The sequence below is a fragment of the Luteibacter sp. SVR4-7G genome (assembly GCF_056755555.1).
Genome location: NZ_JBPGXO010000039.1, coordinates 19,123 through 43,552 on the forward strand (window position 1 = coordinate 19,123; position 24,430 = coordinate 43,552).

At 64.5% G+C, this 24,430-nt stretch carries 20 protein-coding genes; 10 read left to right on the plus strand and 10 right to left on the minus strand.

The annotated features are described in order from the left end of the window. Positions 1-175: 175 nt before the first annotated feature. Entirely contained in the window at positions 176-1,033 is an 858-nt protein-coding gene (gene speE, locus ACR9ZH_RS14390; protein ID WP_481291445.1) for a polyamine aminopropyltransferase, read from the plus strand. A 184-nt stretch (positions 1,034-1,217) separates the two neighbouring features. On the opposite strand, the gene ACR9ZH_RS14395 is transcribed toward speE, so the two are convergent. Continuing rightward, complete coding sequence (locus ACR9ZH_RS14395) at positions 1,218-2,252, minus strand: hypothetical protein (protein WP_481291446.1); 1,035 nt, start codon at positions 2,250-2,252, stop codon at positions 1,218-1,220. A gap of 191 nt (positions 2,253-2,443) precedes the next feature. Here ACR9ZH_RS14395 and ACR9ZH_RS14400 point away from each other — a divergent pair, with 191 nt between their 5' ends. From ACR9ZH_RS14400 to ACR9ZH_RS14420, 5 genes are all read left to right on the plus strand, one after another. Then, entirely contained in the window at positions 2,444-2,641 is a 198-nt protein-coding gene (locus ACR9ZH_RS14400) for an antitermination protein NusB (protein ID WP_481291447.1), read from the plus strand. A 39-nt stretch (positions 2,642-2,680) separates the two neighbouring features. Next, on the plus strand, positions 2,681-3,313 hold the full coding sequence (locus ACR9ZH_RS14405) for a nucleotide-binding protein (RefSeq protein ID WP_481291448.1): 633 nt from the start codon (positions 2,681-2,683) through the stop codon (positions 3,311-3,313). 53 nt (positions 3,314-3,366) lie between these two features. Further along, positions 3,367-3,837: a SixA phosphatase family protein gene (locus tag ACR9ZH_RS14410; protein ID WP_481291449.1), complete on the plus strand. Its 471-nt coding sequence runs from the start codon at positions 3,367-3,369 to the stop codon at positions 3,835-3,837. A gap of 10 nt (positions 3,838-3,847) precedes the next feature. Next, positions 3,848-4,402, plus strand: a complete 555-nt coding sequence (locus tag ACR9ZH_RS14415) for a YceI family protein (RefSeq protein WP_481291450.1) — start codon at positions 3,848-3,850, stop codon at positions 4,400-4,402. 61 nt (positions 4,403-4,463) lie between these two features. Continuing rightward, positions 4,464-6,407 carry a phospholipase D-like domain-containing protein gene (locus tag ACR9ZH_RS14420; RefSeq protein WP_481291451.1) on the plus strand — a complete coding sequence of 648 codons (1,944 nt, stop codon included), beginning with the start codon at positions 4,464-4,466 and terminating at the stop codon, positions 6,405-6,407. An 89-nt stretch (positions 6,408-6,496) separates the two neighbouring features. On the opposite strand, the gene ACR9ZH_RS14425 is transcribed toward ACR9ZH_RS14420, so the two are convergent. Together ACR9ZH_RS14425 and ACR9ZH_RS14430 are read right to left on the minus strand one after the other, a co-directional pair. After that, the gene (locus tag ACR9ZH_RS14425) at positions 6,497-7,183 is read right to left on the minus strand and encodes an energy transducer TonB (RefSeq protein WP_481291452.1); all 687 of its coding nucleotides are present in this window, start codon (positions 7,181-7,183) and stop codon (positions 6,497-6,499) included. A gap of 4 nt (positions 7,184-7,187) precedes the next feature. Beyond that, positions 7,188-8,474: an acetyl-CoA C-acetyltransferase gene (locus tag ACR9ZH_RS14430; RefSeq protein ID WP_481291453.1), complete on the minus strand. Its 1,287-nt coding sequence runs from the start codon at positions 8,472-8,474 to the stop codon at positions 7,188-7,190. A gap of 183 nt (positions 8,475-8,657) precedes the next feature. Here ACR9ZH_RS14430 and ACR9ZH_RS14435 point away from each other — a divergent pair, with 183 nt between their 5' ends. Further along, complete coding sequence (locus ACR9ZH_RS14435; protein WP_481291454.1) at positions 8,658-9,785, plus strand: hypothetical protein; 1,128 nt, start codon at positions 8,658-8,660, stop codon at positions 9,783-9,785. A 50-nt stretch (positions 9,786-9,835) separates the two neighbouring features. After that, positions 9,836-12,358: an EAL domain-containing protein gene (locus ACR9ZH_RS14440; RefSeq protein WP_481291455.1), complete on the plus strand. Its 2,523-nt coding sequence runs from the start codon at positions 9,836-9,838 to the stop codon at positions 12,356-12,358. A 102-nt stretch (positions 12,359-12,460) separates the two neighbouring features. Here the strand turns inward: ACR9ZH_RS14440 and ACR9ZH_RS14445 are convergent, their stop codons facing one another. The 4 genes from ACR9ZH_RS14445 to ACR9ZH_RS14460 all read right to left on the minus strand — a co-directional run bounded on the left by ACR9ZH_RS14445 (position 12,461) and on the right by ACR9ZH_RS14460 (position 16,213). Further along, positions 12,461-12,910, minus strand: coding sequence for an N-acetyltransferase family protein (locus ACR9ZH_RS14445; protein WP_481291456.1), 450 nt, complete (start codon positions 12,908-12,910; stop codon positions 12,461-12,463). A 4-nt stretch (positions 12,911-12,914) separates the two neighbouring features. Beyond that, complete coding sequence (gene ntrC, locus ACR9ZH_RS14450) at positions 12,915-14,300, minus strand: nitrogen regulation protein NR(I) (RefSeq protein ID WP_481291457.1); 1,386 nt, start codon at positions 14,298-14,300, stop codon at positions 12,915-12,917. Beyond that, complete coding sequence (gene glnL, locus ACR9ZH_RS14455; RefSeq protein WP_481291458.1) at positions 14,297-15,304, minus strand: nitrogen regulation protein NR(II); 1,008 nt, start codon at positions 15,302-15,304, stop codon at positions 14,297-14,299. The genes ntrC and glnL overlap by 4 nt, the downstream gene beginning before the upstream one ends. A gap of 204 nt (positions 15,305-15,508) precedes the next feature. Then, positions 15,509-16,213, minus strand: a complete 705-nt coding sequence (locus tag ACR9ZH_RS14460) for a hypothetical protein (RefSeq protein WP_481291459.1) — start codon at positions 16,211-16,213, stop codon at positions 15,509-15,511. A gap of 486 nt (positions 16,214-16,699) precedes the next feature. On the opposite strand from ACR9ZH_RS14460, the gene ACR9ZH_RS14465 reads away from it, so the two are divergent. Together ACR9ZH_RS14465 and ACR9ZH_RS14470 are read left to right on the plus strand one after the other, a co-directional pair. Beyond that, positions 16,700-17,710 (plus strand): AAA family ATPase, encoded by a 1,011-nt coding sequence (locus tag ACR9ZH_RS14465; protein WP_481291460.1) that lies wholly within the window; start codon positions 16,700-16,702, stop codon positions 17,708-17,710. 46 nt (positions 17,711-17,756) lie between these two features. After that, complete coding sequence (locus tag ACR9ZH_RS14470) at positions 17,757-20,300, plus strand: S8 family peptidase (protein ID WP_481291461.1); 2,544 nt, start codon at positions 17,757-17,759, stop codon at positions 20,298-20,300. A gap of 430 nt (positions 20,301-20,730) precedes the next feature. Here the strand turns inward: ACR9ZH_RS14470 and ACR9ZH_RS14475 are convergent, their stop codons facing one another. From ACR9ZH_RS14475 to ACR9ZH_RS14485, 3 genes are all read right to left on the minus strand, one after another. Then, entirely contained in the window at positions 20,731-21,162 is a 432-nt protein-coding gene (locus ACR9ZH_RS14475; protein WP_481291462.1) for a hypothetical protein, read from the minus strand. Positions 21,163-22,011: 849 nt separating this feature from the next. Further along, positions 22,012-22,293 (minus strand): hypothetical protein, encoded by a 282-nt coding sequence (locus ACR9ZH_RS14480; RefSeq protein WP_481291463.1) that lies wholly within the window; start codon positions 22,291-22,293, stop codon positions 22,012-22,014. Positions 22,294-22,819: 526 nt separating this feature from the next. Next, on the minus strand, positions 22,820-24,334 hold the full coding sequence (locus ACR9ZH_RS14485; RefSeq protein WP_481291464.1) for a serine hydrolase domain-containing protein: 1,515 nt from the start codon (positions 24,332-24,334) through the stop codon (positions 22,820-22,822). Positions 24,335-24,430 lie beyond the last annotated feature (96 nt).

Sequence of the window (24,430 nt, forward strand, 5' to 3'; positions counted from 1 at the left end):
GGGCCGACCAGACGGGGTCTGCGCGCCCTGATGGGCGGGCGGCAGACCGCCTATTGTAGCGGCGCCTCATGACATCCGGGTATCGCTTTCCAGCCCCGCCAAGGACTTGGCCGCTTTCCGGCCCGGGACGGTACAATCCACCGTTTCGCCCCCTACCCGTTTCCAGGAAAGCGTCATGTCGCAGCAGCAGCTCAGCTGGTTCACCGAAGCCCACCAGGCGTCGGGTTCCTCCATCGGTTTCCGCGTCGAGCGCCTGTTGCACGCCGAGAAGACCCCGTTCCAGACCATCGAGATCTACCAGACCACCGACTGGGGCAACCTCATGGTGATCGACGGCTGCGTGATGCTCACGGGGCGCGACAACTTCCTCTACCACGAGATGATGACCCACCCGGCGCTGTTCACCCACGCCCGCGCCAAGCGCGTGGTGATCATCGGCGGTGGCGACTGCGGCACGCTGCGCGAGGTGCTGAAGCACGAGGAAGTGGAGAAGGCCACCCAGGTGGAGATCGACGAGCGCGTCACCCGCCTCGCCGAACAGTACTTCCCGGAACTGTGCGACGCCAACGGCGACCCGCGCGCCGAACTGCTCTTCATCGACGGCATCAAGTACATGGCGGAAGCCGAGCCGGAGTCGATCGACCTCATCATCGTCGATTCCACCGACCCGGTCGGCCCGGCGGAAGGCCTGTTCAACGCCGCCTTCTACACCAGCTGCTACAAGGCCCTGCGCCATGGCGGCATCCTCGTGCAGCAGTCGGAATCGCCGCTGGCGCACATCGAGCTGATCAAGGCCATGCGCGCGGCCATGCGCACCTCCGGCTTCAAGGCCGTGCGCACCCTGCCGTTCCCGCAGCCGTGCTATCCCACCGGCTGGTGGAGCTGCACCATGGCGCGCAAGGACGGGGATCTCTCGGGCTTCCGCGAGCGCGGCGCGATCAGCAAGAACTTCGCCACGAAGTACTACAACGCCGACGTGCACAAGGGCGCGCTGGCGCAGCCCGAGTTCATGCGCGAGCAACTGGGCGACTGAAAAGCATTGGGCGCCTGGAAACCATTGGGCGACCGGAAACCATTGGGCGACGGGAAACCATTGGGCGACCGGAAACCATTGTAGGAGCGCGCTTGCGCGCAACATGTTTTCGCGAAGAGCGGCAGGGCCTGTTGCTCTCGGCCTCAAAAGATGTCGCGCGCGAGCGCGCTCCTACAGGCGCCTCTTATTTCTCTAGCTTGGCCGGCTCCCAGCCGGCCGGGGCTTCGGGCGGGATGCCGTAGGCGCGCAGCGCGGCCAGGACCACGCTCATCTCGGTGCCGCCGCTGCGGGCCAGCGACAGCAGTTTCTGGGCGGTGGCCTTGTCGCCCTGGGCCTGGACGTTGAGCTGGGCGAAGCGCTGCATCTGCCAGACCAGGTTGAGCCGGGCGTGCTTCGCGTCCTGCTGGTCGGCCTCGCTGGGAGACAGCGTCTCGCGCAGGTGCAGGCCGAGCGAACGGCCCAGCGGGCTGCTGCCCCACTCCAGTACCTTCGCCAGCTTCAGGCAGTCGGCGACCACGGCGGCGTCGGACTTGTTGTCTTCGCAATATTTTGCCGTGGCCTGGAAGCCGGGGACCGGCTGCGCGCTGGCGAGTCCGAACACGATCACCATCTGCACGCCGGCGGCGCCGGAGCCCTGCAACGCGTTGAAGGTGTCCGCCGGGGGCGGCAGCTGGCTGACCGAATTGGCCAGCGCCTTGAGGCTCGCGCCCATGTAGTCGTCGTAGAGCTTCGCGTTCGCGGCGCGGCCGAGGTCGGCGCGCACGGCGTCGCTCGCGTTCGCATGCTCGTCCATGCCCAGCTTCAGCAGCCATACCGCCGCGTTGTCCGGTGCCTGCTTTTGCAGCTGGCCCAGCGCGTCCGCGTTCGGACAGGTGCCACCCTTCGCATCGCAATCGGCCAGGCGGGCCCAGGTCACCTGCGGGCCTGCGTCGGCGTTGCGCGACGCGCGCTCGAGCAGGGAGTGGTAGGTCAGCACTTCCGGGAGATTGGCCAGCGGCCGCGCCAGGAGCGCGGCGCCCAGGAGCGGCTCGGCCTCCGTACGCAGCGCGAGGACGCTGGCGAGGTCCTTCTGGAACTGCAACAACGCCTTGGTCTGGTCCTTCTGCGCCACCGGCCCCTTGGCAGGGCCCTTGGCGGCGCCCGGCCAGGGACCTTCGGCCAGGGCGGGCAGGGACAGCAGGCTTACGAGGGCCAGGACTGCGATGCAACGTCCGCGCATGGGCCATCTCCGTGAAATAAAACGACAAGCATACGGTTCGACGATGAACGGAAGCTACGCGCACCGCGCGCGCATTTTAAACCGTGGCCGCCCGGGGCGACGTCCGCCATCGAACCCGCTACCATGGGGCCCGCGCGCCGGCACGCTACAGCGCCTGGCCAATCAATCCTGCGCAAGAACAGGAGCTCGTCGTGGACCCATTCGCCCTTTTCTCCAACGAGCACGCCGGCTTCTTCGCCGGCTGGGGCACGCTCTCGCTCATCAACGCCGGCCTGGCCCAGGGCAAGAACCGCAGCGGCCTTGCCTGGTGGATCATCTCGCTCTTTTTCGGCCCGATCGCCACCCTGGTGCTCGTGGTGATGCCTAAAGTGCGCACCAAACTTTTCTGAGCGTGTACGCTAGGGCCATCCCAAGGCAGGTGCGCGCGAATGCTTACGACGCTCGTGGCAAGCAGCAAGGGCGGTTGCGGAAAGACCACGCTGGTGACCCAGCTCGCAACCCATTGGGCCCAGGCCGGAAAACGGACGGCCGTGATCGATGCGGACCGCCAGCATTCCAGCCTGCGCTGGGTCGGGCGGCGCCCTGAGAACGCCCCGTCCATCACCGCCATCGAAGGCAGCCGCCGCGCCTTCGACCGACTTCCCGGCGACGTGGAACGGGTGATCGTGGACACGCCCGCGGGCGTGGACGAGAAAGACCTCGAGCCCTACCTCGAACGCGCCGACGTGATCGTCGTGCCGGTCCTGCCTTCGCATTTCGACCTGGACGCCACGCTGGATTTCCTGAAGGTACTCAAGGGCTTCAGCCGCGTGAAACGCGGCAAGCTGCCGGTGGGCCTGGTCGGAAACCGTCTCAAGCCCTGGACCAACGCCAGCCAGGCCGCCCTGGCCGAGCTCGGCGAACGCGCACCTTTTCCCGTCGTCGCGGAACTTCGGGACTCGCAAGCGTACGTCTTGCTCACGGCACTCGGTAAGGGCATCTTCGATTACCACTCGGAAAACGTACGCGGGCACCAGGACGACTGGGCGAAGCTGTTGCGCTGGATCAAGCGCAGCACCTAGGGACCCGTCATCGATCACGCCACCTAAGGTGGCCTTGCGGAGGGACGGTACCCATGCACGAACTCATCCTGTTACGCCACGCCGAGGCGACCCCGCACGGCAAGGACGGCAAGGACGACCGGGAGCGAAAACTGACCGAGCACGGCAGGAAGGAAGCCCGCGCCGCCGGCGCCTGGCTGTCGGAACACCACATCACCTACGACCTGGTCCTCTGCTCGCCTTCCGATCGGACGAAGGAAACCGCGGCGCTCGCCCTGGGCCAGGTGGAACCGACCTACGAGGACAGCATCTACGACGCCACCGTCGGCGAACTCTACGACATCCTCGACAGGCATTCGGACGCGGAACGCGTCGTCCTCGTCGGTCACAATCCTGGTATCGAACAACTGGTAGCCTTCCTCGTCGAGGGTCGCTCCGAGGACTACCGCGGCATGCCGCCTGCGGGCATCGCCCGCATTCAGTTCGACGGTGCGCTGGCGCCCGGAACCGGCAAACTGAAGGTTTTCTGGTCTCCCCCGAACTGAGTCCGCTCTAATGCGCCACCTGCTGTCGGCGATCGTCGCGCTCCTCGCGGCGGCGCCTTTATCCGCCGCCGACCTTCGCATCGATCCGATGCGTTCGCACGCCGAGTTCAGCGTACGCCTGCTCTGGGTCAGCACGGTCACCGGCAGCTTCGAAGGGATTCGCGGCCAACTCACGATCGACCCGGCGAATCACTCCGCCGTAGTCAGTGCCGACATCGATACCGAGAGCGTCCGCATGGACTCCGCGCGCCTGCGCCGCTGGGTGCTTGCGCCCGAGTTCTTCGACGCCGGCCGGCACCCGCAGATCCACTTCGAGTCCTCGCCCCTCTCGCTGCAGCTGCTGAGCGACGGGGGCGACGTGGAGGGGCGGCTGACCATGCGCGGGGTGACCCAGCCGGTGACTTTCCACCTGCTGCCGAACCATTGCCCCACGCACGCCCTGGCGGGCTGCGTGCTGCAGCTGAAGGGCGCCATCGACCGCACGGACTTCGAGATGCGCGGCCGTCGCGGTGCCCTGTCCGACCGGGTGAACCTCGGCATGGCGATCGTCCTGACCGGCCCCTGAGGCGAGGGTCCGGTCGAGCGGACTCACGTAGCGTTGCGACTCGTCGCCTATGATCGCCGCCATGCACCGCTTCCTCACGCTCCTGCTCCTCGCCGCCACCCTCGCCACCGGCGGCTGTTCGCTCTCACGCGCGCGCATCCAGAAGGCCGAGGCGGTGGTCACCCTGACCGTGGACCGGCAGGAAACCTGCGACCCCGCCGACGCCAGCCACTGCGCCACCCCCTCGCCGTTGCTCGACGCCGCCCTCGAGGCCGACGCGGCGTCCACCGCGGCGAAGCCGGTCCACGTGGCGACCCTGCTGGAGGATGGCGAGAGCGCGATGGCGGCACGCATCAACCTCATCCGCGCCGCCCGCAAGAGCATCGACGTGCAGACCTATATCTGGGAGCAGGACGACGCGGGCAAGCTGGTGCTCGACGAACTGGTGCAGGCCGCACGGCGCGGGGTGCAGGTACGCATCCTGGCGGACCAGCTGTTCTCCTTCCGCGATCCCGGCCTGCTGGCCGCGCTGGCACGGGCCAGCGACCGCATGGAAATCCGGCTGTACAACCCGACCTTCCACAGCGCGCGCACGCCGCCGCTGGAGTTCGCCGCGGGCGTCCTGTGCTGCTTCTACAAGTTCAACCAGCGCATGCACAACAAGCTCCTGGTGGTGGACGACCTCATCGGCATCACCGGGGGACGCAACTACGAAGACCGTTACTTCGACTGGGACGCCAGCTTCGACTACGTGGACCGCGACGTCATGGTGGGCGGTCCGGCCGCGAAAGCGATGGGCGCCAGCTTCGAGCAGTTCTGGGGGCACAAGCGGGCAGCGCCGCTTACCCACCTGCGCGACGTGAATCGCGAGTTGCTGGCCGATACGGACGATCCCCGGCATTGGAACCCGCCACACTACGAGCAACCCGAGCGGGTCGCCGAGACGATCGCGAACGCGACCGACGCGGGCTGGATCGAGGAGCACCTCGTACGCAACAGCCTGCGCATGAACCGCGTGGAATACCTTTCCGACCTACCCGGCAAGACCGACGAGCCAAAACGCCGTGAGGTACGCGCGCTCACCCGCCACATCATGGGCCTGCTCCGCGGCGCGAAGAGCGAGATCGTCTTGCAGACGCCTTACCTCGTGATGAGCAAGCCCGCGCAGAAGCTCTTCAGCGCGCTGCGCCTGCGCCCGGATCCGCCACGGGTCGTGGTTTCCACGAACTCGCTGGCCTCCACCGATGCGTTCGCGGTGTATGCGCTCTCGTACAAGCATCGCAAGCGCTACCTCACCGATTACGGCTTCGAGATCTACGAACTGAAGCCGCATCCGGCCAATGGCGACCCGGAGTTGCTCGAAGGGCGCTCCGCGGCCATCGAGACACCGCCGGTAGCCGAGCCGTTGCGCGGCAGCGGAAGCGCGCGCGGACGGCGTGGCGCCCGCGGCGCCGGGATCGAGAATGGCGGGCCGCCTTCCGAGTCCTCGAGCTTCCTGGGCATCGGCAGCCGGAGCAGTCGCGGCCCCCGCAACCGGCCCGCCCCGCTGCTGACCGCCGGCGTGCGCTTCGGTCTGCACGCGAAATCCATCGTGGTGGACGACACCTTCGCGATGGTCGGAACGCATAACTTCGATCCGCGCTCGGACCACTACAACACCGAAGCCGGCGTGATCGTCTACGACAAGCGCTTCGCGGACCGGCTGCGCGATTCGATCATGCAGGACACCGAACCAGGCAACGCTTGGACGATCGCGCCACGGCAGAAGACCATCCCGGTGCTGTCGTCGGTCAACGAATTCATCGGCGACGTGTCGGAACGCCTGCCCTTCTTCGACCTCTGGCCATTCCGGTACGCCACCAGCTACGAGCTCAAGCCCGGCTGCATACCGATGCGCTGGTCGGACCCGAGGTTCTTCGAGTGCTATGAGCCGGTGGGCGACTTCCCCGAAGTCGACGTGTCGCTGAAGCTGATCTACACCCGCATGATGACCGCCTTCGGCAGCTCGGCCGCCGGCATCTTGTAGGAGCGCGCCCTGCGCGCGACATGTTTTGGGGCCGTGAGCAACAGGGCCTGCTGCTCCTCGCGAAAAGATGTCGCGCGCAAGGCGCGCTCCTACAGCGTCGGGGTCAGCTGGAAGTTTACCGGGAGGTCGGCCGTGTAGCGTTCGGGGCGGTCGTCGGCGGCTGCGAAGCGCCATTCGCGGACGGCTTCCTCCGCCGCCCGGTCCAGCGATTCGTCGCCACTGGATCGGCCGATGGCGACGCCGGTGACGTCGCCTTCCGGCGTCACCGTCACGCTCAGCACCACCCTGCCCTCGCGCTTTGCCCGCAGTGCGGACATGGGATATCGCGGCGAGGGCATGTAGACAGGCACCAGCTCCGCCGTGGCCGTAAGCGGCTTCGCCGGGAGCACCGGCAGCCTTTGCCCGGCATGCGCCGACATAGCGCCGGCCGAAGCACGGTTGTAGGAGCCGCCATGGCGGTGGGCACCGCCCGTAGACGGCGAAGGCAGCGGCAGGGCCACGCCCGAGTCCGTCTTTGACGCCGATGACAGCGCGACGCCCGAGTCCGTCTTTGATGCCGGTGGCAGCGCCACGCGCGATCCCGTCTTCGGCGCCGGCGCCACCGTCGATACCGTCTTCGAGACCAGCGCCGGTGCGGCCGTCGGCAAGGTCACCTCGGCCAGTCCGCGCGTCTTCGGGGCGCGCTCATAGGTGAGCGCGGTCAGCCAACTGGTACCGGCGATCCCGACCAGGAGCGCCAGGGCGCTGAGCGAGGTGCTGGTGCGCAGGGCAAGCATCGGATCAGGGGCGCTCGAGGATCGCCGTGACGCCCATGCCGCCCGCCGTGCAGATGGAAATCAGGCCGCGCCCGGAACCCTTCTGCTCCAGCATCTTCGCCAGCGTGGCGACGATGCGCGCGCCGGTGGCCGCGAACGGATGGCCCGCGGCGAGGCTGGAGCCGTTGACGTTGAGCTTCGCCGGGTCGATCGAACCCAGCGGGGCGTCGAGGCCGAGGCGGTTGCGGCAATAGTCTTCGCTTTCCCACGCGCGCAGCGTGCAGAGCACCTGGGCGGCGAAGGCTTCGTGGATCTCGTAATAGTCGAAGTCCTGCAAGGTGAGCCCGGCCTGCTTCAACATGCGCGGCACGGCGATGGTCGGCGCCATCAACAGGCCTTCCCCGTGGACGAAGTCCACCGCCGCTACCTGCGCGTGGGTGAGGTAAGCCTGGATCGAAAGCCCACGCGCGGCCGCCCACTCCTCGCTGCCCAGCAGCACGGCGGCGGCGCCGTCGGAAAGGCCCGTGGAATTGCCCGCGGTGAGCGTGCCCTGGCCGGAGGTCTTGTCGAACGCCGGCTTCAGCGCGGCCAGCTTTTCCAGCGTGGTATCGGGACGCAGGAAACCGTCGCGCTTCAGGCCGCGGAATGGCACCACCAGGTCGTTGAAAAACCCGGCGTCGTACGCTGCCGCCAGCTTGAGATGGCTGGCGAGGGCCAGCTGGTCCTGCTCCAGGCGGCCGATCTTCCATTCCTTCGCCATCAACTCGCAGTGATCGCCCATCGACTTGCCCGTGCGCGGCTCGGCCACGCCCGGGAACGACGGCTTCAGTTCCTTGAGCGAGAAGCCGCGTGTGGCGACCTGCAGCTTCTCCTTCATCGTCTTCGCGCGGTTGATCGCCAGCAGGCGCTTGCGCAGCTTCTGGCCGTACACGATGGGAACGTCGCTGGTGGTGTCCGAACCTCCGGCGATGCCGGCCTCGATCTGCCCCGTGGCGATCTTGTTGGCGATGATGATGGCGTTGTCCAGCGAGGTGCCGCAGGCCCGCGCCGTGGTAATGCCCGGCGTGCTTGGTGCCAGCCCAGACGACAGCACGGCCTCGCGGGCGAGGTTCCAGTCCGAGGAATGCTTGATGACGGCGCCCATGGCGACCTCGCCCAGCTCCGCGCCATGCAGGCCGAACTTCTCCACCAGCGATCCGAGGACCTTGACCGACATGCCGAAGTTGCCGACATCGGCGTAGGCGGTGTTATTGCGGCAGAAGGGAATGCGGACGCCGCCGACCACACCCACACGCTTTTGCGTCTTTTCCATGCTTGAGAAACTGTCCAGGCCGAGGGATGCCCGCGGGCAGCCGCATTGCGAAGAAGGGATCGCGGACGCCGACGATCGCCGACGAACGCGTATCGGCAAGGCTAACCCGCATCCCCGCCCGGCGAAAGCCCGATCCGGCCGGATGATAGAATTACGTTCCTTTGCCGTTCGGAAAAACCTGCCGTGAACGAGTCGCTGATCGCCTGCCCCGCCGTCCTGGCGCTGGAACTGGCCGGGGGCGGATCGCCCGGGCGGCTGGAGCTCAGCCGCGACGAGGCCCAGACACTCGCCGCCCTCATGGCCGACGACCTGCGCGCCCTGCTTCCCGGCATCGAGACCGCGCGCCTGGCCGTGGCCGGGGCGATGTTCGACGGCGTGGAGCTGTTGCGCCCCGGCTTCCCCGTATTCGCCACCCTGGAAGAACTGGCCCGGCGCATCCCGCGGGTGACCGGCGCCAGCGGCGTGGTGGCCTTCGGCACGCATGAAGGCCACATGCCGGCCCAGCCCCTGGTGCCGGATCCGGCCTACGTGGGCGGCCCCATGCGCCTGATGCCGTGGATGCTCCTGGTACCGGCCGACCAGGCCGAAGCCATGGCCACCCACATCGAAACGGAGCTGGTGGGGCGCGGCGAAGCCGGCGCGGCCACCGCGGATTTCCTCATGCGTACCCTGGGCATGCGGCTGGAGCACGCCCGCTACCTCAGCCGCGACGACCTCATCGCCCTCACCTGCGTCCAGTACGAGCACGTGAACCTGGCACCGCTGTGGACCGTGCTCGAGGCCGCCCTGCTCACTCCTTATAAAGAAGAGACGGCCCTCGGTTCGCGCGGCCTGCCGCTGCATTACGCCGAAGGCCGCGTCGGCATTCCGGGTCCGGCGGCGTGGTTTGCCCGGGCGGGAAGCAAGGGCAGCGACGACGCCCACGAGTTTGCCGGCACGCTGTTCGAACTGCGCCAGTACGCCGCCCTGCTGGCTGCCCACCACGTGCCGCTGCACCTCGAAGGCAAACCGGCCGCGACCGCCGGCTACCTGCTCGAGCCGTTGGCGCCGGCCGATCCGGCCCTGCCGCCCCCTGCGCTGTACGCGCACGAGGCCGCCGGCCTCGGGATGGTCGCGATCACCGTGGCGCAGCCTGCCCCGGGCAAGGCCCGCGTCCTGGCCCACGGTTATCCGCTGGCTCCCGATGCCCTGGCTCCGCTCCTCGACGCACTGGTGGAGCGTTACGGTGCGGCCGCGGAAATCCACGCCCTTGGCCGCGTGTTGCTCGACGCCGAGGGCGCGCTGTCGGCCCCTGCCCCCGTCGTGCATTGAGGCGTTTTTCACGAATCGTTCGATATACGCGGGAAGCATGAGCGATTAGAGTGAGCCGACGTCACTCCGGCGGCCGCATGCGCTCCTTCACTCCTCCCGCGAACGACTCCTCCTCCGACTGGTCCGCCTACCTCCTGGAGCGGGCGCCGGCGATGATCGCGTACCTCGACACGGCCATGCGCTACCGCTACGCCAGTCCGGCCTACCTCGCCTGGATGAACGTACGCGACACGGACGTGGTCGGCCGGCGCATGGCGGAGGTGATCGACCCGATGCTCTACGCGCGCATCGAGCCGGACATCCGCGCGGCACTCGGCGGCACGGCGATGGTGGCGGATCGCAGCATCCGCAACGGCATCGGCGACCACTATGCCCAGGCCACCTTCTCGCCCGACCTCGACGACGACGGCAACGTACGCGGCCTCGTCATCCTGCTTGCCGACATCTCGAGCCGCCGCGTGCTCGAAGCGCGGTTGAAGGAAAGCGAGCGGCGTTTCTCGCAAGCCTTCCGCTACGCCGCCATCGGCATGGCGCTCGTGCTGCCCGACGGCCGTTGGCTGCAGGTGAACAAGGCGCTGTGCGCGATGCTGGGCTACGACGAGGAGGCATTGATGGCCTCCTCGTTCCAGGAGATCACGCATCCCGACGACCTCGCCGCCGACCTCGGCTTCGTGGCGGACCTGTTGTCCGGCGAGCAGCTTTCCTACCAGATGGAGAAGCGCTACCTGCATCGCGACGGCCACCTGGTACACGTGCAGCTCAGCGTGTCGCTGGTGCGCGACGAACACGGCGAGCCGCTGTACTTCATCTCGCAGATGCAGGACATCAGCGAACGCAAGGCCTTCGAGGATGCGCTGTTCCGCGAGCGCGAACTGGCCGAAGTCACCTTGAAGTCCATCGGCGACGCGGTGATCACCACCGACACGCAGCTCAACGTCACCTCGCTCAATCCCATCGCCGAGGCCATGACCGGCTGGTCGCACCATGAAGCCGTCGGCCGCCCGATGGACGAGATCTTCCAGCTGCGCGACCCACTGACGCGCCAGCCGATTCCGAACCCGCTGATCATGGCGGTGAACAAGAACAGCATCGTCGGCCTCACCACCGACGCCATCCTGATCCATCGCAACGGCTTCGACAGCCCCATCGAAGATTCCGCCGCCCCCATCCACGACTACGCGGGCAACGTCGTCGGTGGCGTCGTGGTGTTCCACGACGTGAGCGAAACGCGGGCACTGGCGCTGAAGATGGCGCACCTCGCCCACCACGACACCCTCACCGGCCTGCCGAACCGCGCCCTGCTCACTTCGCGCATGGAGTTCGCGGTAACCGCCGCCGCCCGGCGCAACCAGCGCGTGGCCCTGCTCTTCGTCGACGTCGACCACTTCAAGCAGATCAACGATTCGCTCGGCCATGCCGCTGGCGACGCCTTGCTCCACGAAGTGGCCCGCCGCATTCGCGGCGCGGTGCGCGCCGACGACACGGTGAGCCGCCTCGGCGGCGACGAGTTCGTCGTTCTGCTTCCGCACATCGAAGGCCCGGCCGACGCGCGAGCCGTGGGCGAAAAGGTGCTTGCCGCGTGCAGCCAGGCCGTGGGTCTTGGCCCGGACGCCACGGCGCTCACCATCAGTTTCAGCATCGGCATCAGCGTGTATCCCGACGATGCCGAGGACGCCGAGTCGCTGCTGCGCAACGCGGACGCTGCCATGTACGAAGCGAAGATGCAGGGCCGCAACGGTTACCGCTTCTTCAATCCGAACATGAACGAGCGCAACACCGCGCGCGTGCGCATCGAGGTGGAACTGCGCAAGGCCCTCGCCCGCAACGAACTGAGCCTGCACTACCAGCCCAAGGTGGACGTGGAACTGGGAAGCATCGTCGGCGCCGAGGCCTTGCTGCGCTGGCAGGTCGACGGCGAGGACGTTTACTCACCCGAGCAGTTCGTCCCCGTGGCCGAGGATTGCGGCCTCATTGTGCCCATCGGCGAATGGGCGCTGCGCGAGGCTTGCCGTCAGGCCGAAGCGTGGACGCGGTTGTACCGGCCCTTATCCGTCTCGGTGAACGTCTCGGCGCTGCAGTTCCAGCACACGCGCTTCTACGAGTCGCTTCGCGCCATCCTGGCGGAAACCGGCCTGCACCCGACGCTGCTCGAGCTGGAACTCACCGAGCGCACCGTGATGGAAGGCGGCGACCACATGGCCGAGCTCCTGCGCAAGATCAAGTCGCTGGGGGTGGCGCTGAGCCTCGACGACTTCGGCACCGGCTATTGCAGCCTCTCCTACTTGAAGCACTTCCCCATCGACGTGCTGAAGATCGACCGCGCCTTCATCCGCGACGTGGCCTGGGACAACGACAGTGCCGCCATCGTCAGCGCCATCATCACGATGGGCAAGGGCATGAACAAGCAGGTGCTGGCCGAAGGCGTCGAAAGCGTGGAACAAGCCACCTTCCTGGGCTCCACCGGCTGCTCGCAGATGCAGGGCTTCCTCTTCGGCAAACCGATGACCGCCCGCGGCTTCGAGCAGCGCATTTCGGTGATCGACATGGGCGACCCCACCGTCGCCCCAGACTAAGGCCCCCACCGTAGGAGCGCGCCTGCGCGCGACATCTTTTCGCGAGGAGCAGCAGGCCCTGTTGCTCATGGCCCCAAAACATGTCGCGCGCAAGGCGCGCTCCTACAACGGTGCTTCGTACATGAAGTAGTGGCAGCGTTCCATGCCTAGGCCGGCGTAGGTCGCCTGCGCGCGTTCGTTCTCCAGCTCCACGTAAAGCCGCAGCCCCACGGCGCCGGCGCCTGCCGCCATCGCCTTTACATGTGCGTACATGCCGCGGAACACACCGGCGCGTCGCGCCTCCGGGGCGACATACACGCTCTGCACCCACCAGAAGTCGCCGCACCGCCAGTCGCTCCATTCGTAGGTGACCAGCAGGCAGCCCACGGCGATGCCGTCGAGCTCCGCCACCAGATAGAACCCACGGCGTGGTTCGTCGAAGACCGCCCGCACGCCGCGCCCGATGATCTCGGGATCGAGCGTCTTACCCTCCGTTTCCCAGGCCATGGCGATGTTCCAGCGGGCAATGGCATCGGCATCCTGCTCGGCCGCGCGACGAATCTCCAGTGACATGAGGTTATCCATTCGAAGGCCGCCGCTTGCGCGACGCGCCGAGTTTGCGGGTAAGGGTATTGCGGCCGACGCCCAGGGCGGCGGCGGCGTTTTGCCGGTGGCCATCATTGGCGATCAATGCGACTTGCAGCAAGGTCTTGTCCAGCGCCTCGCGCGCACGGGTGTGGATGTCCGGTTCGCCGTGAGCCAACGCGTCCTGCGCCCACAGGCGCAAGGCTTCTGTCCAGTCGGAGCCGCGCGGCTGTCCTGTCGAGAGGCCGCCGAGATCCTTCGCCTGGATCTCCACGCCGGGCGCGATGACGGCCAGCCGCCGGCAGAGATTTTCCAGTTCACGGACATTGCCGGGATACTCCCTCTGTTCGAGGAGCCTCATCGCGCCACGCGAGAAGCGCTTCGACGGCAAGTTCAGTTCGGCCGCTGCCTGGGTGAGGAAGTGCTTCGCCAGCAGGGGGATGTCGTCGCGGCGGTCGCGCAGGGGCGGAAGCTCGATGCGCACCACGTCGAGGCGGTGCTTCAGGTCGGCGCGGAACTGCCCGGCCGCCACGCGCGCATCGAGATCCTGATGCGTGGCGGCGACGATCCGCACATTGCCGCGCAAGGCTTCGCGGCCGCCAACGCGATAGTATTCGCCGCCCGCCAGCACGCGCAGCAGATGCGCCTGCAAGGCCATCGGCATGTCGCCGACCTCGTCGAGGAAGAGCGTTCCGCCCTCGGCCTGCTCATAGCGCCCTGTGTGGCGGCGCGGCGCATCCGCGAACGCTCCGGCCTCATGGCCGAACAACTCGCTTTCCAGCATGTCCGCGGGAATGGCGGCGGTATTGAGCACCACGTAGGGGTTTCCGCCGCGTGCGCTCTCGTCGTGCAAAGCGCGCGCCACGAGTTCCTTGCCGGTGCCCGTCTCGCCGACGATCAACACGGGAAGTTCGGTGGACGCGACGCGCCCGATGAGGCGGAATACTTCGCGCATCGCCGCGCTCTCGCCAAGCAGGGCATGGGTCTCCGCACGCATGACCGGCACGACCACTTCTTCGCGCGCGGCGGCAAGCGCACGCTCCACCGCCTGTACGGCGAGGTCGAGATCGAAGGGCTTGGCGATGTAATCGGCCGCGCCGGCACGATACGCCGCGGCCGTGGTCGCGACGTCCGTATAGGCGCTCATCACGATCACCGGCCCGATATTGCGGCGGGTGAGGTATTCCAGCAGGTGCAGGCCATCCTCGCCGGGCATGCGCACGTCGGTCACGAGCAGGTCCGGCCGACTCTCCGCCAGCGCTGCGCGCACCGCGTCGCCCGCGCTGAATTCGCGCACGTTGTGCCCCGCATCGCGCAGGGCTTCGGCGAGCACGAAGCGCACGCCGCGATCGTCGTCGGCAACCCAGATCTCGGTCATGGGCGCTCCATGGGCAGGTAGAGCGAGAACGTGGTCTCGCCCGGGTAGCTGGTGTAACGGAGGTCGCCGCCGTGTTCCATCGCGATCTCGCGGGAGAGAGCCAGACCCAAACCGGTGCCTTCGGAGTGGCCGGAAACCAGCGGCTGGAAGAGCGTATCGCGGAGTTCGGCCGGCACCCCCGGTCCGTCGTCCACGACGTCCACGCGCAGGGCCGCGCGGACGACGCGATCGCCGAGGCGGACGCCGTGCTCGACACGCGTGCGCAGGATGATCGTGCGCGCCTTCGCCTGGCTCGCATTGCGGGTCAGGTTCAACAGGACCTGGAGGAGGCGATCGGCGTCGGCCTGGATGTCGGGCAGGCTGGGATCGTAATCATGCCGAGTAACGGGAGCGCCCGGCTCCGCCTTGACCAGGGCCTCCAGACGCTCGAGGAGTTCGTGCACGTTGACCGGCGCAATCCGGGCCGCGCCTCCGTGACGCAACAGGCCGTCGGCAAGCGCGGCCAGGCGGTCGGCTTCGGCGATGACCATGGAGGCCAGCTGGCGGAGGTCTTCGTCGGCGATCCTGCGTTCGAGGAGTTGGGCTGCGCCGCGGAGGCCTGCTAGCGGGTTCTTTACCTCGTGGGCGAAGCCGCGGAGGGTGGCGGATAGCGGCGTGTCGGCGGAAGACAGCTCGGGCGCCAGAGGATGGACTTCGACCAGGATCCGGTCGTGGTCGATCGGCTGCATCGAGACATCGGCGACCAGTTCGCGGCCGCGTCCAAGGCCGAGGCTGGCCGTTCGCAGGTTGAAGGCGCCGCGCTCCGCGAGGGTCCGTTCCAGTTGCGCGCCCAGCGCCGCATTCCGCATCAAGCCTGTCAGTGCTTGGCCCGTAGCCGTGCGCTGGCCCACGCCAAGCATTTCGGCAAGTGCCGGGTTGAGCCATGACACGCGACCATCCCGGTCGAGGAGGGCCACGCCCGTGCCCAGGAGCGTCAGGAGTTCGGCTTGGTTCGGTGCATGCATTTGCACCAATTTAGGGAGTTATGAGGGTGGGCGCAATCGGGAGGATGCAACGTTTGTCGACGGATCCCGTTGTTGGGCGATTGGAATCTTCAGGATCTAATGCGAAGTAAGTGCTCTGAATCACATCCGGACAGGCTTTTGTTAGCAAGGATCGGCTCCGTCAAAGTCCGAGATGAAGGCGGTGGTTCTGTACACATGAAGGAGTCAGGTCAGGCTCAAGATCACCCCTCGCTCGCAGCCGTCGGACGTTTTCTTGCGTTGCGCCGTCAGGTAGGCCATGCGACGGATAAGTCGCATGCGGCGAGCACCGACGAATGCAATCCGCCAGCCCGGAAGCTGCGTCGCGACGTGGGGGACGAATTTCTCGCGGCCAACCATCTTCGCGGAGACATCAGGAGATAGAACCTCAACGTCGTGCCACCCAAGCGCACGTAGAGTGTCCCGGTATTCGCTTAGGAAGCTCGTGACCAGGTAGATGTGATTCGGCTTGGACAAATAGGTTTGGTTAAACACTTTACGTATGCCCGCCGGTCGCATGTGGATACTAAGGAGCCGCTCGGCGTCGCGCTGTAGGGTGATCACCCGTCCGCTGCGTTCGAGCCGAGGCGCAGTAAGCCGCGCTAAAATACTGCCTGCGAGGAACGTAAAAGTGAGTCCGCTTTCCACCGCCGGGATCCACCGGCGAACGGGATACGGCCACTGAATCTTCGCGATCACCACCATTAAAATAAGGATTGCGAAACCGATAGCCAACAGCGTCATGCGGGAGATACCCCGGCACATCGTCATCCAACGCAGGCGTCTCGCAAACGCATCAGGGCTCATGCAGCCAGGCCACAATTCAAGGTAAACAAAAATCACCGTAGCGGCTGCGGCAGACACATCGAACCAGACTTGCAGATCACGCACGAGAAAGTGACCTTTCATAGGGTAATAGGCCGTCGACCTGCCGAATATGGCTATGTAGCTGACTCCAACTCAACGAGAAGATGCCTATCAATTTACTCGATCGCAGCTGTCCGGGAGTCACACGAGCGAGCCATGTCTGATTCGGCAGACACAGCACGTGAACCATTTGCGGATTCCTCCTGTTGGTAACTTCGGGATATCGGCGAGCAGTGGCGATCCTTTAGAGGGGCGATCTAGTGGCTCGGAACTTTCGCGAGCCTCAGGCATGCGGCCATAGCGCCATAGCTTGGTCGCCAAGGCGGGTCTATCGGACATACCAACGATGATAGGCCAGGGAAACTGCGCGGCCAGCCCCTACGCTGCCCGCCGTCCTCATTCCGGTTAAAATGACCTAGCGAGGATCATGACGTTCGGTTAATGTTTTGAGTGCTTCGCCCCACCCTCAATAAATGGTGTTTGCACACCCGCAGAAACGAAGGAGGCGCCATGTCTAGTAAGCATCTGTTTGCGCTCCTGAATTCCCACATTGAGGGCGACGAAGAGCAGTTCCTATCTATCGTCCTCCAAGCGGCCGCCCAAGAGGCACGCCAGGGGCGTGTGGACGAGGCTGAGAAACTCAAACGTTTGGTGCAAAGGGCACGAGACCAGCGTCGGACCGGCCGTCCGGTCGGCGGCCAAACGCCGATTCCGCTAGCTCGCCCGCGAGGCGAGTTGCAGGGACTGATCGAAAGCGCGTACCCCAAGGTTACCCTTTCGAGCATGGTGCTTTCTGATGAGGTACGGGACCGATTGGCCAGCGCGGTCAATCAGCAAAAGCAGCGCGCAACGCTTCGGGACCATGGGCAGAAGCCGACCACGCATATGCTTCTGGTAGGTCCCCCAGGCACCGGTAAAACCATGACTGCCGCCGCACTAGCGGGCGAGTTGAACCTACCGTTGTTCACGGTTCGACTCGAATCGCTGTTCAGTCGGTTCCTGGGTGAAACCGCCGGAAAACTTCGGTTGATCTTTGATCAGGTAGCGCAGACGCGCGGTGTCTATCTCTTTGACGAATTCGACGCAATCGGCGCGCGCCGCGGTGACCCGAATGATGTTGGCGAGATCCGGCGCGTCCTTAACTCTGTTCTCGCCTTCATGGAAGAGCCGAACAGTACGGACAGCCTCGTTCTTGCGGCCACGAACCACGTGGAGATATTGGATGAGGCCCTCGCACGCAGATTTGACGAAGTGATCGGGTACGAACTCCCCGACCGCGTTGCGGCACTTGCGATCATTGAACGTCGGCTAGGCAAGTTGAAGCCAACTACACGCTCCTGGTCTTCGATCACGCCCGCCCTCGGTGGACTGAGCCAGGGCGAGCTTGTTCGCGCTGCTGACGCGGTGGTCAAGGACGCCATCCTCGAAGGAGCGCCCAAGATCTCGGCCACCGCCCTCAGGCAAGCGCTTGAAAATCGCCAAACGTTGAAGAATAGGTTCCGCCGTCATACACACAGCTAGGAGGTATCGTCGTGAAGGGGACATGGCCGTTCGGAATTAGGCTGGCATGACGGAACCCGAAGAGTTTGGGGCGCGAGATCGCCAGCACCTTTCCATCAACGCGTTTCGGGAGGGGGCGCAATACGAGTTCCCTAAGCGACAGATGCGGCGCAGACCGCTTCGCGACGATTACGCCGCTCACGCCAACGCGCTACTTGATCAGCTGACCCGTGCGCTTGGCGACATCCCCGCACACACGGATGACCATCGCCTTCATGTGGATGGGTTAAAACCAGGCACGATGGTCGAACTTGCAACCCTACCGCCTGCGGCAGGATCTCGGTCGAAAGCGGTCAAGATCCCGGCGAACCTGGACTTCCCCACCCAACAGATTTCTGTGCTTCGTACGGATCGCCGAGACGACGGCTCAGAAAACGCTGTCCTATTCGTGCCCGACGATGCACGCGAATTTCTTCAGCAGCGCATCGTCGCCTACGGCAATGACCCCGGAGAGGCTGCCAGGACCGATCTTGAGCGTTTCGAGGTCATCGAAACGATTACCACCGCTCCTGTCGCCTCTTTGTTTGTCGGCCCCCTCAATCTCAGTGATACTACCATCGCCTGGTGGGAACTCTGGCTTCCCAGTGGCTCCGATCGCGCGGCGCGCATCGCGACACTCGCGCGAGACGCCAACTTGGATGTTCACTCCGATCAACTCGTCTTCCCTGAGACCACCGTGGTCTTTATTCACGCCTCGGCAGGAGACGTTGCCGCGTTTGCAGAGCGTTTGCCCGGAGCCGTCACCGAGGTTCGTCCTGCAACGGGCAGTATCGAACCCTTCCTGGATCATTCAACCGGTGGCACGGAACCGACCGACTGGATGACGGAGCTGGTTCAGCGTGTGGTGACGCCGCCTCACGATGCTCCCGTTGTATGCGCGCTAGACACAGGTGTAGCAGGCGCTCACCCTCTCATACAACCGGGTCTCCGAGGCGCGTGGGCCTATGACGTCGCCTGGGGAACCGATGACCATCATCCCGGCGGTGGCCACGGAACAGCGGTTGCGGGGTTGGCCCTCTACGGCGACCTCGAGCCTCACATGAACACGACAGGACCTGTAATCCTCAGCCATGGGGTGGAATCCATGAAGCTGCTCCCGCCTCATGGATTTCCGGCAACAAAACCGCCGAGCTACGGCGTCGTGACCCAAGGCGCAGTGGCACTTGTGGAGGCCGAGCAACCGGGCGTCAAGCGATCCTTTTGCCTCGCCACATCCGCCAGCGACTTTTCGCCTGCCCGGCCATCCAGTTGGAGCGGCGCACTCGATCAGATTGCGGCAGGCTCCATGCCCGGTGACGTGATTGAGGACGTCCCGGCGACGCAATCGCCAAAACGTCTGCTCCTCGTTGCTACGGGAAATGTCGGTGGCGGCATGTTGGTTGACGTCATGGCAGCACAGCCCATCGAGGATCCATCGCAGAGCTGGAATGCTCTGACCATTGGTGGCTTCACGCGCAAAGAACAAACGCCCACCCCGCCTCCGGCCTACCAGCCGGTGGTGCCGGCTAATCATCGCAGCCCCTATAGTCGGGGCTCTCAAGCACTACCCGACGACTTGACCCCGATTAAGCCGGAAGTCTTATTCGAAGCCGGCAACATGGTGTCGGACAACGCCGGCTTCTGCGCATGGCACCCGGCTGTTTCGCTGCTCGCACCAGGCTCGGATGTGACTAACGAGCCCCTCGTTCCGTTCTGGGCGACAAGCGCCGCAGCTGGTATGGCAGGACACTTCATCGGTCGCCTGCATGCGGCGCACCCCGATCTATGGCCGGAAACTGTGCGGGCATTAACCGTAGATGCCGCGGCATGGCCACAACCCATTCGCAAACAATTGATCGGCAAGGGCGCGCATTGGAAAACGGGAACTAAGAATCAAAAGCAGAAAATTCTGCGTGAAGTCGGCTATGGCGTCCCCGATATTGAGCGGGCGATGTGGTCAGCTCGCAACGACATGAGCATGATCGCTCAGGCAGAGATTCAACCATTCGCCATTGGCGCGGATGGTCGCTCCGCCGTATACAACGAAATGCACTTCTACGACTTACCTTGGCCAAGGCAAACCTTAGAGCAACTGGAGAATGAGGTAGTCACCATGAAGGTGACGCTCTCCTACTTTATTGAACCCAACCTCACTGGGAAGGCCGCGACACGCCCCAGCACCTATCGCTCGTTCGGCCTGCGATTCGCTATGAAGAAGCGTACCGAAACGGACGCCGCTTTTCGGGCACGCGTCAATGCGGCCCAAGAGCGCGATGAATCCCCGAGCGAAGGTGAATCGGACTTCTGGCTGCTCGGATCCAAGGCTATACAGGCAGGATCTCTTCATTGCGACCTCTGGCGCGGCCATGCGATCGACCTGGCCGGTCACGATGCGATCGCGGTCTATCCCGTCGGCGGTTGGTGGAAGTCCCATAGTGGTCAGCGTCGTATGGAAGACAAGGCTCGCTATTCGCTTATCATTTCAATTTCTGCTTCGGGCCTCGCGGTCGATCTCCACGCAGAAGTGGCGAATCTCGTCGCAACCAAGGAGATTGAAATCGGCCTTGGTTGAGTCAGCCATAACATGCCGGCCATCTGCATTAAGACGATTCACGGGGATGGTAGCTACATCGCCAACGGTGAGCTATTTCGGGGTAACCTCGTCCGGATCTTCTTCCATTGGGAGGTATGAGATGTGGTGAGCAATCGCGATCGGACCATCGCCTGTTTCAACATCTTCCCAATTGAGGTCTCGGTTGGTCGAGTGATGCACTTCATGTCGGAACCCGAGTTTTTCCAATCTACTTACTATAGATGCGGTGCTGTGGGAGACAGGTGCGGTTAAGAGTGAGGGCGCTGTGGGTATAAAGTATCGAACGGCCCTGATGGAGGCGGCCAAACAGTACCTAGAAAAAAAGTCACCCGCCATTGCCGCACCGTCGACGTCGCTCTGGACCAAGGGACCCATTGTCGGACTGGACGGTTCAGCTTACATAGCACTGTTAAGCAGCCAGGAAGTCCTTCACCCGTCGACTTAGGAAGAAATACGCGCTCACGGCTGCAATTTGCAAGGCCGCAAAGAGAAGATCATAGAAATAGTAGTCGCGAGAGTAACTCACGCCGTTGATCTGCTCGATAAGATGACCTGCAACGTAGAACCCCGCAATGCCTGATATGTAGGCTAGTCGTCCAAGCCGCCGGGCTTTAAGTAGCAAGATCCCCGCGCTGAAAAAAAGGCCTACAGCTACGGCGAGTACGAGTCCGCTGCCGTTAATCCACCAATCTTCTGATCCAACCTTCTTCTGACCGACAACGGCACCGCCTGGAACGACCGTCGCCGCTACAAACAGTACTGACATCAACGAAAATAGTGTCAAAACCCTGAGAGGCCAAGGCATTCTTCTAAAGTTAGCTATAAGGTTGTTCATGTCCATGACGTATTCCATTGCGTCCCATGAGTCCCAGATCGCTCATCGATAGAGAGATGTCGCCGGATGACGCCCCGTTCGCCCGGGACTTTTTTCCGTAACGTGGTCGCCGCGCATGAGCGTAACAGCAACCGATACATGATCTAACGCCGCGGTCCGTTTCGAGACCGCCGTCTCATCAGCGCCCGACGTACGACATGTGTATCAAGAAACCCGTAAGTGCAAGTGCGAAACCTAGTACGAAAATCGAACATCCAAGCCACATGATTCCACACAGTGCAATGAGGAACGCCACTCCGCCGACCGCTACGCCTGCTATACCTATGCGAAACCCCAGGTATCGACGTTCATTTCGAATCGCTGACCAACCCAGATCCTTCATGCAATACCTCAGTAGCAGCCAAGCTTCGCTTTTGGCCCAATCGGGCGCGGTTGAATCACCCATCGTATGCAGATTGCCGTGCCATGTGCCGGTCACGTCGACAATGGCGGCGGCGCCGCCTGGCGCGGCCGCAGGCACAACCACCGATCGCACGGTGCGCTGCTGCCTTGACGGCTAGGCGTCTTGGCCACTCGCCACCGGCGACACCATCGCGCCAGCGAATAAAATTGCCAGTGCGGCCATCGTCATGCGACGCCGACCAGACCCAACGCTCGGGCAGGCCGATTTTCCGCCCATCCCTGAATGAATCGAATGTCCATATCGCTTCCTAGTGTGCCTGCCAAGACGCATGGATCGCTCCATGCACGCCACAAAAAGATTACGTTGTGAGCAGGTCGCGGGATGTAGGAGAAGCCTTACGCGACCTGCCTAGCTCTATGCATTTTCGGCAAAGATCTAAAGGAGATTCACAACTAAAGCCCGTTCTGACTATCTGGCATCAGACGCGATTGTTCCCACACCATCCGCCCATGCGCCTCTGCAGCACAACGCATCCCGATGCTCATGAGCGCATCGACGGTTTCCAGCGCATAAGTCATCCTCTTGCCTTCAACACCGCCAGCCTCTCGAACCAAGTCGATCAGCAACCGGTTTAGCCTTCGCGTGTATTGCAGCCACTCGCTGGCCGCGTTCAAAAGATCGTGCGCACTAGCATCCGGATCGATATGAAAGTGACGGTCGATCAAAGCGCTCATGGTTTTCTCCTGATGGTTCCCGCGGCCGTAAGGTGCGGCACGTCGCCACGAAGGCGACGCACCGCGGGTGGAACGGTGAAACGACGGACTCGCGGGTCTGCCAGCTGCCCGTGACCGGGGCGCCGGGCGTTTCGATGAAGAAGCAGGCGGCGACGCCATCAGTTCCGCTCGGCCGGGCAAGCGACAACGCGCCGGGTTGCACGGCTGAGAAAAAACTGGGGGAGAACGGCGTCGCCGTCCTTCAGTCGGGTCTGGAAGGGGGCCAGGCGGCCCGGTAACCGGCAAGGGTGTCGCCGGTGGGGAACCGGCGGGCGAGCGAGTGCCTTATGATGTGCATAGCGTCAATCAACGTTGGTGGTTGGTTGTCGTTAGCGGGTCGAGGGTGTTCCTAGCACTCTCGGCCCGCGCCTTCACCGCGTGAAGCGATGGTTGCCTGCGTGAGGTTCTGCACCGGAAAACGCAGGCAACGAATACACGCTACCAAAACCGCCTCGCTGTTGTCTCTAGTTGAGCGCGTTTTTCAGAATCATCGTGGTTTTGCCGGTTCGGCTGTCGCAGGCGGCGCTACCTCCACGCGCACCAGCTTCATCGGCGGACCACCTTCGATGAACGTAAGGCTCGAGAAATCGGTCGCGAACTCGGCCGTGACACCCAACGATTCCGAACGGAAACGCTTGGGCGAGAGCGCAATCAGGCGTTCGGCAACTGGAGCACCGGCGTTCGCATACAACCCGTCCGCACGCGCTTCGAAGACCACATCAAGCCCACCACCCACGAAGCGCCCGTTCGCCCTGGAAAGCTCCGCAAGCGACAGCGTTTTCTCCTCGGTCGCCGGTGCCGCGATCTCCGGCCAGCCGTAGTCCGTTGCGACGGCGCGTACGACCTCGTCCATGAGCCGCCGTCCCTGGCCTCCATTCGTCAGGGCCACGATGCCTTCGCCTTTGCCGGCGTAGGCAATCATCAAAGACTGGAATCCCCTGTTCACGCCATCGTGGCCGAATCGCGCAGGGCCATCCGTGTATAGGGCGACTCCAAGTCCCCAGTTGTCCTTGACCGGGGTCAGCATCGTCCGGGTCATCGCCGGCGTGAGGCTGTGACCTTGCCTGCCCGCTGCGGAGGCCTGGATGTCCATCAGCAGCCGGGCGAGATCGCCGGCGCTTGTCCATAACCCCGCCGGAGCGAGTTCCGGTAGTGCGAGATAGTTCCCGGGGATCGGAACGCCCTGCTCGTGACCGAAGGCCATGTTGGCGCGGATCGCCGGCGGCGGGAGCGCCGCGAAGGCGCTTCGCGTCATGTGGAGGGGGCCCAGGACTTCGCGCTGGGCGAGTTCCCCGAAGGGCATTCCGCTCACGTCGGAGAGGGCCAGTTGCGTCAGCACGTAACCGCCGCCGGAGTATTCGAACTGCGCACCCGCCGGGAGCACGCTGCGCACGGGCGGGTTATTGGCGGGCGGTACGCCGTCCAGGATCTGGGCGGGCGTCGGTAGCGGCGCATCCGGCGCATAACCGCTGAAGCCGTGAACGCCGAGCCCGGCGGTATGGCTCAGTAGCTGGCGAAGCGTCACGCCGTGGGGCGCCAGCTTCGGGTCCACGGGCAGTTTCCAGGAATGCAGTGCGTCGTTGATATTCCGGTCCAGCGAGATCTTTCCCTGTTCGGCCAACCGCAAAGCCAGTACGGCCGTTACAACCTTACTGATCGATGCCGCCTGGAAGGCGGTATCCGGCGTGACGGGAGCGCAGCTCACGGTATCGCGAACGCCCCACCCGCGGGCCCAGTCGATCCTGCCGTTGTGGATCACGGCGATGCTGAGACCAGGCACGTCGTAGTGGCGCATTCGCTCGGCCAGGGTGAAGGGCTTATCCCCTCGCTTGATGACCGGAGGCTGCAGCGTCGTCTCGACGTAGCGGGTATGCGCGTTTCCGGGACCGCCCGCAGCCTCGTCAGGGGCAGGACAGTGGAGCGACTGGGCGAGGACCGGGGTGGCGAGGATGCCTGCGACAATCGCCGAGCCATGAAGAACGAGTTTTCCCATCGGCCGCATGTCGAGTCTCCTCATTGGCGACGTATGACAGAGTTCGCGAGCGAGCCATCCTTATTGAGCTGGATGAATACCTGCTGCGCGCCATGCTGATATTGG

What these genes read in the sequence shown, in the direction of transcription:
- ACR9ZH_RS14415 (WP_481291450.1), top strand. Translation starts at nt 3,848, where the DNA reads ATGCGCCACCTGCTGTCGGCGATCGTCGCGCTCCTCGCGGCGGCGCCT.
- ACR9ZH_RS14405 (WP_481291448.1), top strand. Translation starts at nt 2,681, where the DNA reads ATGCTTACGACGCTCGTGGCAAGCAGCAAGGGCGGTTGCGGAAAGACC.
- ACR9ZH_RS14425 (WP_481291452.1), bottom strand. Translation starts at nt 7,183, where the DNA reads ATGCTTGCCCTGCGCACCAGCACCTCGCTCAGCGCCCTGGCGCTCCTG.
- ACR9ZH_RS14410 (WP_481291449.1), top strand. Translation starts at nt 3,367, where the DNA reads ATGCACGAACTCATCCTGTTACGCCACGCCGAGGCGACCCCGCACGGC.
- ACR9ZH_RS14395 (WP_481291446.1), bottom strand. Translation starts at nt 2,252, where the DNA reads ATGCGCGGACGTTGCATCGCAGTCCTGGCCCTCGTAAGCCTGCTGTCC.
- ACR9ZH_RS14480 (WP_481291463.1), bottom strand. Translation starts at nt 22,293, where the DNA reads ATGAGCGCTTTGATCGACCGTCACTTTCATATCGATCCGGATGCTAGT.
- ACR9ZH_RS14445 (WP_481291456.1), bottom strand. Translation starts at nt 12,910, where the DNA reads ATGTCACTGGAGATTCGTCGCGCGGCCGAGCAGGATGCCGATGCCATT.
- glnL (WP_481291458.1), bottom strand. Translation starts at nt 15,304, where the DNA reads ATGCATGCACCGAACCAAGCCGAACTCCTGACGCTCCTGGGCACGGGC.
- ACR9ZH_RS14420 (WP_481291451.1), top strand. Translation starts at nt 4,464, where the DNA reads ATGCACCGCTTCCTCACGCTCCTGCTCCTCGCCGCCACCCTCGCCACC.
- ACR9ZH_RS14430 (WP_481291453.1), bottom strand. Translation starts at nt 8,474, where the DNA reads ATGGAAAAGACGCAAAAGCGTGTGGGTGTGGTCGGCGGCGTCCGCATT.
- ntrC (WP_481291457.1), bottom strand. Translation starts at nt 14,300, where the DNA reads ATGACCGAGATCTGGGTTGCCGACGACGATCGCGGCGTGCGCTTCGTG.
- ACR9ZH_RS14465 (WP_481291460.1), top strand. Translation starts at nt 16,700, where the DNA reads ATGTCTAGTAAGCATCTGTTTGCGCTCCTGAATTCCCACATTGAGGGC.
- ACR9ZH_RS14475 (WP_481291462.1), bottom strand. Translation starts at nt 21,162, where the DNA reads ATGGACATGAACAACCTTATAGCTAACTTTAGAAGAATGCCTTGGCCT.
- ACR9ZH_RS14470 (WP_481291461.1), top strand. Translation starts at nt 17,757, where the DNA reads ATGACGGAACCCGAAGAGTTTGGGGCGCGAGATCGCCAGCACCTTTCC.
- ACR9ZH_RS14485 (WP_481291464.1), bottom strand. Translation starts at nt 24,334, where the DNA reads ATGCGGCCGATGGGAAAACTCGTTCTTCATGGCTCGGCGATTGTCGCA.
- speE (WP_481291445.1), top strand. Translation starts at nt 176, where the DNA reads ATGTCGCAGCAGCAGCTCAGCTGGTTCACCGAAGCCCACCAGGCGTCG.